The sequence below is a fragment of the Streptomyces sp. NBC_00414 genome, assembly GCF_036038375.1.
Taxonomy (GTDB): Bacteria; Actinomycetota; Actinomycetes; order Streptomycetales; family Streptomycetaceae; genus Streptomyces.
Genome location: NZ_CP107935.1, coordinates 3,647,553 through 3,661,778, shown reverse-complemented (window position 1 = coordinate 3,661,778; position 14,226 = coordinate 3,647,553). Strand labels below are relative to the sequence as shown.

Genomic DNA, 14,226 nt, shown 5'->3' with positions numbered 1-14,226 from the left:
GATCAGGCGTCCGACTGCGGATCAGGCGTCGAACACCTCACGCACCAACTGCTCCTGCTCCGCCTGGTGGCGCTTGGCCGAGCCGACCGCCGGGGACGAGCCCGCCGGGCGGGAGATGCGGCGGAGGCGCTCCCCGTGGGGGACGTCCGCGCCGACCGCCAGGTCCAGGTGGTCGATGAGGTTCAGGGCGATGAACGGCCACGCGCCCTGGTTCGCCGGCTCCTCCTGGGCCCACAGGTACTTCTCGGCGTTCGGGTACTTGGCGATCTCCGCCTGGAGCTCCGCACCCGGGAGGGGGTACAGGCGCTCGATGCGGATGACGGCCGTGTCCGTGATGCCGCGCTTCTTACGCTCGGCGTCGAGGTCGTAGTACACCTTGCCCGCGGTGAAGACGACCTTCTTGACGGCCGCCGGGTCCACCGAGGAGTCGCCGATGACGGGGCGGAAGCCGCCCGTCGTGAACTCCTCCGCCTTCGACGCGGCCGCCTTGAGGCGGAGCATCGACTTCGGGGTGAAGACCACCAGCGGCTTGTGGTGCGGGTTGTGCACCTGCCACCGCAGGAGGTGGAAGTAGTTCGACGGGAGCGTCGGCATGGCGACCGTCATGTTGTTCTGCGCGCACATCTGGAGGAAGCGCTCCGGGCGGGCGGACGAGTGGTCCGGGCCCTGGCCCTCGTAGCCGTGCGGGAGAAGCAGCGTGACGCCGGACGTCTGGCCCCACTTCTGCTCCGCCGACGAGATGAACTCGTCCACCACCGTCTGGGCGCCGTTGACGAAGTCGCCGAACTGCGCCTCCCACATCACGAGGGACTCGGGACGCGCCAGCGAGTAGCCGTACTCGAAGCCCATCGCCGCGTACTCGGAGAGAAGTGAGTCGTAGCAGTTGTAGCGGGCCTGGTCCTCCGAGAGGTACTGCAGCGGAGTGAAGTCCTCCGCCGTCTCCCGGTCGATCAGGACCGCGTGGCGCTGGCCGAACGTGCCGCGGCGGGAGTCCTGGCCCGAGAGGCGCACCGGGGTGCCCTCCAGGAGCAGGGAGCCGATCGCGAGCGTCTCGCCCATGCCCCAGTCGATCGTGCCGTCCTCGACCATCGCCGCGCGGCGCTGCAGCTGGGGCAGCAGACGCGGGTGGACGGTGACGCGCTCGGGGATGTTGACCTGGGACTCGGCGATCCGCTTGACGACCTCCTGGGAGACGGCCGTGGTGACCGCCACCGGGAACTCCGGCTTCACGTCCGGGGCGTGGGACTCACCGGGCGCGGAAGCGGCTTCGCGGACCTCCGTGAAGACCTTCTCCAGCTGGCCCTGGTAGTCCTGCAGCGCCTGCTCGGCCTCTTCCAGGGTGATGTCGCCCCGGCCGATCAGCGACTCGGTGTAGAGCTTGCGCACCGAGCGCTTCTTGTCGATCAGGTCGTACATCAGCGGCTGGGTGAAGGCCGGGTTGTCCGACTCGTTGTGACCGCGGCGGCGGTAGCAGATGAGGTCGATCACGACGTCCTTGTTGAACGCCTGGCGGAACTCGAAGGCCAGGCGCGCGACGCGGACGACGGCCTCGGGGTCGTCGCCGTTCACGTGGAAGATCGGCGCCTCGATCATGCGGGCCACGTCGGTGGCGTACATCGAGGAGCGGGACGACTCGGGAGCCGCCGTGAAGCCGACCTGGTTGTTGATGACCACGTGGACCGTGCCGCCGGTGCGATAGCCCCGCAGCTGCGACATGTTCAGGGTCTCGGCCACCACGCCCTGGCCCGCGAAGGCCGCGTCACCGTGCAGGGCGACGGGCAGGACGGTGAAGTCCGTGCCGCCCTTGTTGATGATGTCCTGCTTGGCGCGGGCGACGCCCTCGAGGATCGGGTCGACCGCCTCGAGGTGCGAGGGGTTGGCGGCCAGCGAGACCTTGATCTGCTCGCCGTCCAGGCCCGTGAAGACACCTTCGGCGCCCAGGTGGTACTTGACGTCGCCGGAGCCGTGCATCGACTTCGGGTCGAGGTTGCCCTCGAACTCCCGGAAGATCTGCGCGTACGACTTGCCGACGATGTTCGCGAGGACGTTCAGGCGGCCGCGGTGGGCCATGCCGATGACGACCTCGTCGAGACGCGACTCGGCGGCGGAGTCGAGCACCGCGTCGAGCAGCGGGATGACGGACTCGCCGCCCTCCAGGGAGAAGCGCTTCTGGCCGACGTACTTCGTCTGCAGGAAGGTCTCGAAGGCTTCCGCCGCGTTCAGCCGGCGCAGGATCCGCAGCTGCTCCTCGCGCTCCGGCTTGGAGTGCGGGCGCTCGATGCGGTCCTGGATCCACCGGCGCTGCTTCGGGTCCTGGATGTGCATGAACTCGACGCCCGTGGTGCGGCAGTACGAGTCGCGCAGCACACCGAGGATGTCGCGCAGCTTCATCAGGGACTTGCCCGCGAAACCGCCGACCGCGAACTCGCGCTCCAGGTCCCACAGGGTGAGCCCGTGCTCGGTGATGTCCAGGTCGGGGTGCTTGCGCTGGCGGTACTCCAGCGGGTCGGTGTCGGCCATGACGTGGCCGCGGACCCGGTAGGAGTGGATCAGCTCGAAGACGCGGGCGGCCTTCGTGACGTCGTCGTCGTGCGAGGCGTCGATGTCCTTGAGCCAGCGGACCGGCTCGTACGGAATGCGCAGGGCCTCGAAGATCTCGTCGTAGAAGCCCTGCTCGCCGAGGAGGTAGTTCGCGACGACGCGCAGGAACTCGCCGGACGCGGCGCCCTGGATGACCCGGTGGTCGTAGGTCGACGTGAGCGTCATGACCTTCGCGATGCCGAGCTTGTTCAGGGTGTCCTGGGACGTGCCCTGGAACTCCGCCGGGTAGTCCATCGAACCGACGCCCATGATGACCGACTGCCCGGGCATCAGACGCGGGACCGAGTGGACGGTGCCGAGGCCACCGGGGTTGGTCAGCGAGACCGTGACACCGGTGAAGTCGTCCATCGTCAGCTTGCCGTCACGGGCCCGGCGGACGATGTCCTCGTAGGCCTGCCAGAACTCGAAGAAGTTCAGCGTCTCGGCCTTCTTGATGCCCGCGACGACCAGCTGGCGGTCGCCGTTGGGCTTCACCAGGTCGATGGCGAGGCCGAAGTTGACGTGCTCCGGCTTGACCAGCGTCGGCTTGCCGTCCTTCTCCGTGAAGGAGTAGTTCATCGACGGCATGGCCTTGATGGCCTGCACCATCGCGTAGCCGATGAGGTGGGTGAAGGAGATCTTCCCGCCCCGGGCACGCTTCAGGTGGTTGTTGATGACGATGCGGTTGTCGAAGAGCAGCTTCACCGGGACCGCACGCACGGACGTGGCCGTGGGGACCTCGACGGAGGCGTTCATGTTCTTCGCGACCGCGGCGCTCGGGCCGCGCAGCGTCACGTACTCCGGCCCGCCCGGGGACGCGGTGGCCTCCGACGCGGGCGCCTTCGCGGCGGCCGGCTTGGCCGCGGCGGGCTTCGCCGGTGCGGCGGCCGGAGCCGCCGCCTTGGCCGGTGCGGCAGCCGCTGGCTTCGCGGCGGCCGGTGCGGCCTGAGCCTGCGCGGGGGCCTGGGCCGGAGCGGCCTGGGCCGGCGGCGCGGCGGGGGCGGCCGGAGCTGCCTTCGCCGCCGCCTGTGGGGCGGTGGTTCCCGCGGCCCCCGCGGCCGCGGTACCCGCCGGAGCCGAGGCGGCCACGCCGCCGGGCTTGTAGTCGGCGAAGAAGTCCCACCAGGCTCGGTCTACCGAATTCGGGTCCTGGAGGTACTGCTGATAGATCTCGTCGACGAGCCACTCGTTGGGCCCGAAAGCAGCCGCGGGGTTCTTCCCGGGCTGGTCCTCGGTCGAGACGCTCGATGAGTTACTGGGGGACTGTGGCGACACGGCGGCAACCGCCCTCTTCCGCTTCACAAGGTGATGGACAGCGGGAATAAAGGCTACGCCCCCTGGACCGGCTAGGTCAGGCCGGGCCTGGTCATCGTCGCGTAAGTCACATCGAAAAGCGTGTTTCGGCGTTGGAAATGGCGGGAAACAAGCGAGGTTCCGATGTAAAACGAACGCGCCGACCCGGGGCTGCGACCTCGAAAGGCCGAACCCCCGTGCCAGGAACGCACGATGACACGTGTCCTGCTGCACCATCACGTGGATCTTGGGCTCTCGCTTCGAACCCTACGTCAACCTGTCCAACGAGGGCACTCCCGGAAGAGTGACCTGGATCCGGCAGCCGCGCTGGGATTCGGCCACGCCGATCCGGCCACCGTGCAGATCCACCGCCCAGCGGGCGATCGCCAGCCCCAGACCCGTACCGCCGTCGCTGCCCGGGCCGTGCGGCGCGACGACCCCGCCGCGGTTGAACCGCTCGAAGACGCGGTGCCACTCCGAGCGCGGGATGCCGGGGCCCTCGTCCAGGATCTCCAGGTCCAGGGACTCGGGACCGTCGCCGCGCCGGGCCTTCACCGTGACGCGGCCGTGCGGCGGGCTGTGCTTGACCGCGTTGTCGATGAGGTTGGCGACGACCTGGTGGATCCGCTCCGGGTCCGCGTGCGCGGTCAGCTCGGGGGGTGACACGTCGAGGTGCAGATGGACGTCCGTACGCGTGTGGCTGCCGGAGCCCGACGCGATGCCCGCGCGCGCGGAGGCCACCATGTTGGCCTCCTTCAGCACCCCGGACAGGTACGGCCACACCTCGAAGCGGCGCTTGCGCAGCGGTACGACGCCGTTGTCCAGGCGGGAGAGGTCGAGAAGCGTCTCCACCAGCCGCCCGAGCCGCTCCGTCTGCTTCAGGGCCGTGCGCATCGTCTCGGGATCGGCGGCGGAGACACCGTCCACCACGTTCTCCAGGACCGCCCGCAGGCCCGCGATGGGGGTGCGCAGCTCGTGCGAGACATTCGCCACGAGCTCCTTGCGCTGCCGTTCCTGGGCTTCCAGGTCGTCGGCCATGCGGTTGATCGTCTGGGCCAGGTCGCCCAGTTCGTCGCGGCGGTCGGCGCCCCTGACCCGGCGGGTGTAGTCGCCGTGCGAGATGCCCCGCGCCACGGTGTTCATCTCGTCCAGCGGAGCGGTGATCGAGTGCGCCACGAACTGGGTGATCAGCAGGGTCGCGATCATCGAGAAGACCGTGATGAAGCGCAGCTCCGTCTCGGTGCGCACCGCGATCATCAGCAGACCGGTGGTGATGAAGACCGCTACGACGACGAGCGTGCCGAGCTTCGTCTTGATGGAGAAGGGGCGCACATCGCCCCAGGAACCCGAGCCGGAGCCCGAACCGGAAACGGAACCCGAGCCGAAGCTTGAGCTCGGACCCGAGCCGCTGGACGTCGTGCCCGAGGTCGTACCGGACAGCGTGCCGGACGTACGACCGGCGACCGGAGGCGCACCCGCAGCCGCAGCCGCATCCGAAACGGCTCCGGAACCGGAAACGGTTCCGTGAGCAGCGTCGGAATCGGTACCGGAAGCAGCACCGGACGCCGTGCCGGAACCGGGACCCGCACCGGCGGCCGGGCCGGAATCCATATCGGAGCCCGCGCCGGAGACCGGCCCCGTGCCCGCCTTGACGCGCCTGCGTGGTACGCCGAGACCCCTCATCACATCCGCCCCCTCGATCAGGGTGCCCGACTCTAGGGTGTCGGGGTCTCCAGCGCGTAGCCCACGCCGTGCACCGTACGGATCCGTTCGGCGCCGATCTTCCGGCGCAGCGCCTTGATGTGGCTGTCCACGGTCCGGGTGCCGGAGGCGTCCGCCCAGTCCCAGACCTCGGCCAGCAGCTGCTCGCGCGAGAGGACCGCCCGGGGCGTGTTCGCCAGGCAGACCAGCAGGTCGAACTCGGTGGGCGTCAGGTGTACGTCGTCGGCGCGCACCCGCACCCGGCGCTGGGCGTGGTCGATCTCCAGCTCGCCGAGGCGCAGGATGCCGGAGCGCGGTGTGGACGCGGCCAGCGCGGCCCGCTCCATCCGGCGCAACAGAACGTGCACGCGCGCGGCCAGCTCACGCATCGAGAACGGCTTCGTCATGTAGTCGTCGGCGCCCACGCCGAGCCCGACCAGCATGTCCGTCTCGTCGTCGCGGGCGGTGAGCATCATCACCGGTACCGGACGGGCCGCCTGGACCCGGCGGCAGACCTCCAGGCCGTCGAAACCCGGCAGCATGATGTCGAGAATCAGCAGGTCGGGCTGCCATGCCTCGGCCGTGTCCACGGCGGCCGGCCCGTCACCCGCTGTTTGCACGAGGAACCCCTCGGCGCGAAGCCGGGCGGCGATGGCGTCGACGATCGTGGGATCGTCCTCGACCACCAGCACCCGGCGCTGAGCGCCCGGCGTGGCCGCCGTGCCGTTGTGCGAGGTGTGTGTCTGCTCCATCGCCCGCCCCTGAGTGTGCTTTCCGGAACCAGTGGGGTGATTCCATGACTGCGCTTGACGCTTGAATGATCGGCGTCAGAGCAGCAGGGTACGGGCAGTGACCACCGCTCGGCTATCCAGGTCTTACCGCGAGATGCACCACGTCCGGAACGCCCCGGGCAACGGGGATCTCTTCGGTACGCACCCGCTGGAACCCGGCATTCCGCAAGGTTCTTGCGAAATCAGGCGAAGGTTTGGCCGACCAAACAGCGAGTACCCCACCCGGCCTCAACACCCGTGCGCACGCGGCGAGTCCGGCCGGCGAGTACAGCCCTTCGTTGCCCTCCGTGACGGTCCATTCGGGTCCGTTGTCGATGTCGAGGCACAATACGTCGTACGTGTCGGATGTCTCATTGACGTGGGCGACGAGATCGACCTCGATGACCTCGGTGCGAGGGTCCCCGAGCGCGCGGGCCGACAGCTCCGCGAGCGGCCCGGACCGGTGCCAGTCGATGATCGCCCGCTCCCGCTCGACGACCGCGATACGGCCCCAGCGGGGCTCGGCCACCGCATGGGCTAGGGAGAAGCCGACGCCCAGGCCGCCGATCAGGACCTCCGGCGCGGGGCGGTCGTCCAGCGCGCCGAGCGCGGCGTCGACCAGCAGCCTCTCCGAGCGGCCGTCGGAGGTGTCCATGAGGAAACAGCCGTTGGCGATGATCTGCAGCAGTCCGCCGTGCCGACGCAGCACGACCTCGCCGTACGGCCCCTCGCGGCGGTCGATGACTTCGGGGACGCCGTGCGGAGCGTCGTACGCGGTGGTCATGGACTCATCCTGGCAACTCCGCCCCGGCCGGGCAGCCGATTTCAGCCGCGCCGGGGACCCCGGTGGCGGGGCCGGATCGCCCGGAGCACGCCGGGGCCCGGACATGGACGGCTTGTGGAGTCGCTGTGAATCTGGTCGCGCGTGACCTCCGCCATGGACAGCGCGACCGCGCGCGCCGAGGGTGGGGTGAAACGGAAGGAGCCCCGGACGATGGAGTGGAGCGCGGCCCGTAAGGGGCGCGGGGACCTGCGCGGCCGGCCCCCACCGGACCCGCACCCGACACCGAGGCGCCCCCAGGCCTGGCTCCGCCTCCTCCCCACCCCCACCGGCACCCCCTTCACCTTCGGGTACGCCGTCGTTCTCGCCCTCACCTCGCTCTTCACCGAGTACGCCGACGCGGGCCTGGTGGGCCGGGTGCTCCAGGGCTCCAGCACGGACGTGGCGCACCTGGCGCGGGCTCCGGCGCACGTGCTGGTCGCCAGTGCGCTGTGGGTCGCCGGCGGGATCACCTCGGTGTACGTGATCGCCTTCCTGCTGGTGCTCACCGCGTTGGAGCGGCGGATCGGCGGGTGGCGCGCGGCGGGTGTCTTCCTGCTGGGGCATGGCGTGGCGACGCTGGCCACCGAGATACCCGTCGGCCTCTCGGTCCTCCTCGGGCACCTTCCGGACAGTTCACTCCACCGCTACGACTACGGCATCAGCTTCGGTGTCGCGGCGAGCGTGGGCGCCCTGGCCGGGCTGCTGGGGCTCTGGCCGCGCTGGATCCTGCTCGCGGTGTCCGCCTGGCTGGTCGTCGAGGGCCTGGTCGCCTTCACGGACCCCCTGACCGACTGGGGGCACCTGCTGGCCCTGACCATCGGGGTCGCCACCTGGCCGTGGGTGCGACGCTCCCGGAAGGCGGCGGTGGCCGCCGCGGCTGCGTCGGCCGAGTCGGTCACCGCGGCCACTCCACCTTGACGGCCGGCCCGTCACTTCCCGGGGTCCGGGGCGTTCGGGGCGTCCGGAGCGGCCGGGGAGTCCAAAGGGTCAGGGGAGAACCTCGCGCTCGTCAGCCTCGCCTCCACGCTCCACCCGAGTGCCTCGTACAGACCCCGCCCCTCCGGTGTCGCCGCCAGGACGCCGGTCCCGGCGCCCTGGGCGATCGCCGCGTGAGTGAGGGTGCCCATGACGAAGCGGCCCAGGCCCCTGCGCCGGTGCGCGGGCGCCGTCTCGATCTGGTCGGCGACCGCGGTGAGGCCGGTCGGCGCGATCTGCCCGCGCGCGGCCAGCGAACCGTCCGCCGCGGCGACGAGGACCCGCGTGACTCCGCCTCGGGACCAGGCGCGCAGCCGGTAGCCGTCCGGCATGTCCGGCGCGGGGCCCGGGGCAAGGGGGGTCGACATCAGATAGCTGGTCCCCGGTTTGACCCACCAGCCGTCCCCGAGCCAGGGCGCGACCCGGGCGGGCGCCGTGAAGACCTTGAGCCAGACTCCGGCGCCGGACACCGCGTCGGCGACCTTCCGGACCGTGGCCTCCTCGACCTGCTCCTCCGTCGCGCCCAGCACATGCCGGGTGACGTGCCCGGCCTGGCCCACGTCCACCGTGTATCCCCAGGGCTCGGCCAGCGGGGGCGCCGCCCCGCGCGAGAGTGCCCATCCGTCCACCCAGGCCCGCACGGTCGCGTTCGGCACGGCCCACCCCCGTCTGCGTGACAGCCCACGGGTCGTAATAGCCCAAAGAGCTGTTGAGTCATTACTTGGGTGGACGATACGGGGCCGGTGGCCGGGTCCGACAGAAGCTATCGCTCACAGCGAACACCGGTGGGGGAACAATCAGTGGCTCACGTGCATTGAGTCGACATAGCTCAACTTGAATGCCGAAGGGGAGATCATGACTTTGACGTCCGAACCGCTCACTCTGCCCGTGCTGCCGCTGGACGACGAGGTCGTGCTGCCCGGCATGGTGGTGCCCTTGGATCTCAGTGACGCCGATGTACGCGCCGCGGTGGAGGCCGCGCAGGCCGCGGCCCGTTCCACCGGTGCCAGCAAGCCGAGGGTGCTTCTTGTTCCGCGGATCGACGGCACGTACGCGAACACGGGGGTGCTCGGCACGGTCGAGCAGGTCGGGCGCCTCGCCGACGGTGACCCCGGTGCCCTGATCCGCGGTCGCGGCAGGGTGCGTGTGGGCGCCGGTACGACCGGTCCTGGCGCGGCCCTGTGGGTGGAGGGTGTGCAGGTCGAGGAGACCGTGCCCGACCCGCTGCCCGGCTCCGTGACCGAGCTGGTCAAGGAGTACAAGGCGCTGGCCACAGAGTGGCTGAAGAAGCGTGCCGCCTGGCAGGTCGTGGACCGCGTCCAGCAGATCGACGACGTGTCCACGCTCGCCGACAACTCCGGATACTCGCCGTTCCTGACCACCGCCCAGAAGGTCGAGCTCCTTGAGACCACCGACCCGGTGGCCCGGCTGAAGCTCGCCACCGAGCACCTGCGCGAGCACCTCGCCGAGCAGGACGTCGCCGAGTCCATCGCCAAGGACGTGCAGGAAGGTGTGGACAAGCAGCAGCGGGAGTTCCTGCTGCGGCGGCAGCTGGACGCGGTCCGCAAGGAGCTGCGCGAGCTGAACGGCGAGGCGGAGGGCGAGGAGTCCGACGACTACCGGGCCCGCGTCGAGGCCGCCGACCTCCCCGAGAAGGTCCGTGAGGCCGCGCTCAAGGAGGTCGAGAAGCTGGAGCGCTCCAGCGACCAGTCGCCCGAGGGCTCCTGGATCCGCACCTGGCTCGACACCGTGCTCGAACTCCCCTGGAACGAGCGCACGCAGGACGAGTACGACATCCAGGGCGCCAAGACCGTCCTGGACGCCGAGCACGCCGGTCTGGACGACGTGAAGGAGCGGATCACCGAGTACCTGGCGGTCCGCAAGCGCCGTAACGACCGTGGACTCGGTGTCGTGGGCGGGCGTCGCGGCGGCGCCGTGCTCGCGCTCGTCGGCCCGCCCGGCGTCGGCAAGACCTCGCTCGGCGAGTCCGTCGCGCACGCCATGGGCCGCAAGTTCGTCCGGGTCGCCCTCGGCGGCGTACGGGACGAGGCGGAGATCCGCGGACACCGGCGTACGTACGTCGGCGCGCTGCCCGGCCGGATCGTGCGGGCCGTCAAGGAGGCCGGGTCCATGAACCCGGTGGTCCTCCTCGACGAGATCGACAAGGTGGGCTCCGACTTCCGGGGCGACCCGGCGGCGGCCCTCCTCGAAGTCCTCGACCCGGCCCAGAACCACACCTTCCGGGACCACTACCTGGAGGTCGAGCTCGACCTGAGCGACGTCGTCTTCCTGGCCACGGCCAACGTGCTGGAGGCCATCCCGGAGGCCCTGCTCGACCGCATGGAACTGGTGCGGCTCGACGGGTACACCGAGGACGAGAAGGTCGTCATCGCCCGGGACCACCTGCTCCCGCGCCAGCTGGAGCGGGCCGGTCTGGAGAAGGCCGAGGTCACCCTCGACGAGAGCGCGCTGCGCAGGCTGGCCGGCGAGTACACCCGTGAGGCGGGCGTCCGGAACCTGGAGCGGTCCGTCGCGCGGCTGCTCCGCAAGATCGCGGCGCAGCACGAGCTCGGCGAGCGGAAGCTGCCGTTCACGGTCGGCGCGGACGATCTGCGCGCGCTGATCGGCAGGCCGCACCACGTGCCCGAGTCCGCCCAGGACCCGGCCGAGCGCCGCACGGCGGTGCCCGGCGTGGCGACCGGCCTCGCGGTCACCGGCGCGGGCGGTGACGTCCTCTTCGTCGAGGCGTCGCTTGCCGACCCGGAGACGGGCGCGGCGGGCCTGACCCTCACCGGCCAGCTGGGCGACGTGATGAAGGAGTCGGCGAAGATCGCGCTCTCCTTCCTCCGCTCCCACGGCGCCGAACTGGAACTGCCCGTCGCCGACCTCAAGGACCGGGGCGTGCACATCCACTTCCCGGCGGGCGCGGTACCGAAGGACGGCCCGAGCGCGGGTGTCACGATGACGACCGCACTGGCCTCGCTGCTCTCCGGCCGCCTGGTCCGTACGGACGTGGCCATGACGGGCGAGGTCTCGCTCACCGGCCGGGTGCTGCCGATCGGCGGCGTCAAGCAGAAGCTGCTCGCCGCGCACCGGGCGGGTGTCACCACGGTGATCATCCCGAAGCGCAACGAGGCCGACCTGGACGACGTACCGGCCGAGGTTCTGGAGAAGCTCGACGTCCACGCGGTGACGGACGTCCGCCAGGTCCTGGAACTGGCGCTCGCGCCGGCGACGAGCGGCGCGGCGACGGAGGTTCCGGTGGCGGCGTGAGCTGTGCGCGCCGCGTGAGCCGTGAGGTTCGCGTGAGCCGCGTGCCCGAAGCTCCGGTGGCGACGTGACGGACGTCATCGGTCACGGAAGGCCCGGGTCCCTCTTCGCGAGGGGCCCGGGCCTTCCGCGTACGCGCGGGCGCGCCGGCTCAGCCGTTGGCCAGTGCCACCACGCGGTCGAGGGCGCCGTTGAACTTGTCGTGGTCGCCGACCGTGGGGCCGGAGGACGTGTACTGCCACATCGTGTAGAAGCTCCAGCCCGCCGGAAGGGTGCCCACCGCCGAGGCGTACCGGGCGATCCAGAGCGGGTTGGCGGAGGCGAAACCGGCGTAGTTCCCGGTGCACTGGGTCCACCAGCTGGTGGCCGAGTAGATGACCGCGTCACGGCCGGTGCGGGCCTTGTACTGGTTCAGGAAGTCGCGGATCCAGGTGACCATCGCGCTCTGCGACTTGCCGTAACAGGCCGCCCCGTACGGGTTCCACTCGATGTCGAGGGCGCCCGGCAGTGTCCTGCCGTCCTTCGACCAGCCGCCGCCGTTGTTCACGAAGTAGTTGGCCTGGGCGGCGCCGCCCGTCGTGTCGGGGGTCGCGAAGTGGTACGCGCCCCGGATCATGCCGACGTTGTACGAGCCGTTGTACTGCTGGGTGAAGTAGGGGTTCGTGTAGTAGGTCCCCTCGGTGGCCTTCACGTAGGCCCATTTGACCCCGCTGCTCCACAGGGTCGACCAGGCGACGTTGCCCTGGTGGCTGCTGACGTCCACGCCCTCCGTCTGGGTGGCGTCGCCCGGGGTCGGCAGGCCGTCCTGGCCGTCGTGCGGGATGACGCCCATGCCCATGTACGCGGAGCCGCGGGCCGGGACGTCGGCCGCCCGGGCGGGGTGGGCGAGGAGCAGGGTGAAGGCCAGGAGCAGGATGCCCATCGCGCCGAGCCGCGTTCTGAGATGGTCCAGTGCGCGCGAGCGGGGGGCCGTTCCGGATCTGTGCACGTACATGTGCGCGCCTCCGAAGGCTCGGTGGTGCTCGATATAAATGGCGTGGGCATGCCATGCGGGTGGTTGTTGAAGAAGCTACGCACGCGGGCGACCGGCCGAAAGAGGGCTCGGCGGCTGCCGTTGGTCTATTCCTGCGAAATACTGGCCCAGCTGCGGCAATGGCGGTCTTTGACGGAAACTTTCAGGATCGGGAAACCGGGTCATGGGTGCTGACGTGCACGAGGGCGGTAACGGCGAGGGGCACCGGACGGGATCCGGTGTCCCGGGGAGTGGTGTGGACCACAGCCCGGTGGATCACGGTCCCGTGGACCAGGAGTTCCTGGCGCTGGAACGTGAGTTGACCGTCCTGCTGAGGCGGGCGCGGGCCTCCTCCGGTGAGATGGTCCGCGAGGTCCACCCCGACCTGGAGTCCTCCGCCTACGGGCTCCTCGTGCGGCTGGAGGAGCGCGGGCGGCAGCGGGCCACCGAGCTGGCCGCCTACATCGGTGTCGGCAAGGCGACGATGTCGCGGCAGCTGCGGGCGCTGGAGGAACTCGGGCTCGTCGCCCGGGAGCCGGATCCCGCGGACGGGCGGGCGTGGCTCGTGCATCTCACCGACGTGGGGCGGGAGCGGTTCGGGACCGTTCGGGATGCTCGGCGGGCGCGGTACGTCCGTGAACTGGCCAGTTGGGACCGGGGTGAAGTGGCTGAGCTGGCGCGGTTGCTGCACCGCCTGAACCGGGGGGTCGAACGGGGCTGACGGGCCGCGGCGGGCGCGCCGTTCCCCGCGCCCCTGAAGGGGCAAAAGCTGGGGCGCGGCCCCGCTTCTGAGGGGCGCGGGGAACGGCGCGGTCAGCTACGGCGTACCCGCACCCTCCGAGTTTTGAGGGGCGCGGGGAACTGCGCGACCGGCCACGGCTCCGAGCCGCCCCGCGACCCCGGGGCGCCTCGCCGCGGGGTCACAGCTCCACGTACACCACCGTCGCGTCGTCGTGGGGCTTGGAGCGGCCCAGGTACGTACCGGCCGTGTCCGCTCGTTCCAGGGCGCGGACGCGGTCTATCAGGGACCGGCCGCCCTCCTTGCGGATCAGGGTGAACAGGTCCGTCCAGTCGCCCTCGCCGAACACCTCCACCCAGCGGGTCGCCCCGTCCGTGAGGGCCGTGAGGGCGCGGACCTCGGCGCGGGGGAGGGACCCCGTGACGGCCCGCACCGCCACCGAGGGGTCCGCCGCGGCCGTGAAGAAGCCGCCCTCCTTGTTGCGGAGGATCGCGTCCGTCGCGGCGGCCGACCTCAGCGTGGCGTGCGGGACGCGCGACAGGCGGTCGTCCAGGACGGGGATGACCGCACCCGCCGGGGACTCGATGAGCAGCGCCGAGTCGGAGAGCACCAGATACTCGACGAACGTCTCTGACCAGCGGGCCAGCACCACCGTTGCCTGCGGGGTGCGTGGGTGAGAAAGGTCACAGGTTGCCCGATGTGCGTCGGCGGTACGGGCGATGGCGTGGGCCAAGACCTCAGTGAGCGTCAGATCTCGCCGTGAAACGGACAGTTCATGCAAGGAGCCACCGAGCCGGGCGGTGAACCAGGGGACGGAATGAAGACAGCCCTGATCGGTCAGGGGAGGCGTCACACCGTCCAGGACGACGATCGAACCGCCTTGTCCGGAGGCGGGAAGTCCGACCGATGCGTAGTCCTCGTCGGGGCGAGTGGGGTCACCGGGTACCGAGATCAGTTCCGAGCGCATCCGGCCAGTCTGCACGAGCCCTTCACGAGCTTCACCAAAGGCTGGCAACCGTCGGTGAAATGGTCCGGACGAGCAGGTCAGGCGCCTGTTTTGCGA

10 protein-coding genes are annotated in these 14,226 nt (G+C 70.5%); 3 read left to right on the top strand and 7 right to left on the bottom strand.

What is annotated here, in order from left to right; genetic code table 11:
- Positions 1-21 precede the first annotated feature (21 nt).
- The 4 genes from OHS59_RS15590 to OHS59_RS15575 all read right to left on the bottom strand — a co-directional run bounded on the left by OHS59_RS15590 (position 22) and on the right by OHS59_RS15575 (position 7,128).
- Positions 22-3,855 carry a multifunctional oxoglutarate decarboxylase/oxoglutarate dehydrogenase thiamine pyrophosphate-binding subunit/dihydrolipoyllysine-residue succinyltransferase subunit gene (locus OHS59_RS15590; RefSeq protein ID WP_328494002.1) on the bottom strand — a complete coding sequence of 1,278 codons (3,834 nt, stop codon included), beginning with the start codon at positions 3,853-3,855 and terminating at the stop codon, positions 22-24.
- A 285-nt stretch (positions 3,856-4,140) separates the two neighbouring features.
- Entirely contained in the window at positions 4,141-5,205 is a 1,065-nt protein-coding gene (locus tag OHS59_RS15585; RefSeq protein WP_328494001.1) for a HAMP domain-containing sensor histidine kinase, read from the bottom strand.
- Between the two features lie 383 nt (positions 5,206-5,588).
- On the bottom strand, positions 5,589-6,326 hold the full coding sequence (locus tag OHS59_RS15580; RefSeq protein WP_328494000.1) for a response regulator transcription factor: 738 nt from the start codon (positions 6,324-6,326) through the stop codon (positions 5,589-5,591).
- 112 nt (positions 6,327-6,438) lie between these two features.
- Entirely contained in the window at positions 6,439-7,128 is a 690-nt protein-coding gene (locus OHS59_RS15575; protein WP_328493999.1) for a spermidine synthase, read from the bottom strand.
- 210 nt (positions 7,129-7,338) lie between these two features.
- Between OHS59_RS15575 and OHS59_RS15570 the strand changes: the two genes are divergently transcribed.
- The gene (locus OHS59_RS15570) at positions 7,339-8,085 is read left to right on the top strand and encodes a rhomboid-like protein (RefSeq protein ID WP_328493998.1); all 747 of its coding nucleotides are present in this window, start codon (positions 7,339-7,341) and stop codon (positions 8,083-8,085) included.
- Positions 8,086-8,096: 11 nt separating this feature from the next.
- Here OHS59_RS15570 and OHS59_RS15565 read toward each other — a convergent pair whose 3' ends face one another.
- Positions 8,097-8,798 (bottom strand): GNAT family N-acetyltransferase, encoded by a 702-nt coding sequence (locus tag OHS59_RS15565; protein ID WP_328493997.1) that lies wholly within the window; start codon positions 8,796-8,798, stop codon positions 8,097-8,099.
- Between the two features lie 199 nt (positions 8,799-8,997).
- Between OHS59_RS15565 and lon the strand changes: the two genes are divergently transcribed.
- Positions 8,998-11,415 carry an endopeptidase La gene (lon, locus tag OHS59_RS15560; RefSeq protein ID WP_328493996.1) on the top strand — a complete coding sequence of 806 codons (2,418 nt, stop codon included), beginning with the start codon at positions 8,998-9,000 and terminating at the stop codon, positions 11,413-11,415.
- 148 nt (positions 11,416-11,563) lie between these two features.
- On the opposite strand, the gene OHS59_RS15555 is transcribed toward lon, so the two are convergent.
- Positions 11,564-12,406 carry a lysozyme gene (locus tag OHS59_RS15555; protein WP_328493995.1) on the bottom strand — a complete coding sequence of 281 codons (843 nt, stop codon included), beginning with the start codon at positions 12,404-12,406 and terminating at the stop codon, positions 11,564-11,566.
- Between the two features lie 214 nt (positions 12,407-12,620).
- On the opposite strand from OHS59_RS15555, the gene OHS59_RS15550 reads away from it, so the two are divergent.
- Positions 12,621-13,145, top strand: a complete 525-nt coding sequence (locus OHS59_RS15550; RefSeq protein ID WP_328499220.1) for a MarR family winged helix-turn-helix transcriptional regulator — start codon at positions 12,621-12,623, stop codon at positions 13,143-13,145.
- Between the two features lie 199 nt (positions 13,146-13,344).
- On the opposite strand, the gene OHS59_RS15545 is transcribed toward OHS59_RS15550, so the two are convergent.
- Complete coding sequence (locus tag OHS59_RS15545; protein ID WP_328493994.1) at positions 13,345-14,130, bottom strand: hypothetical protein; 786 nt, start codon at positions 14,128-14,130, stop codon at positions 13,345-13,347.
- Positions 14,131-14,226 lie beyond the last annotated feature (96 nt).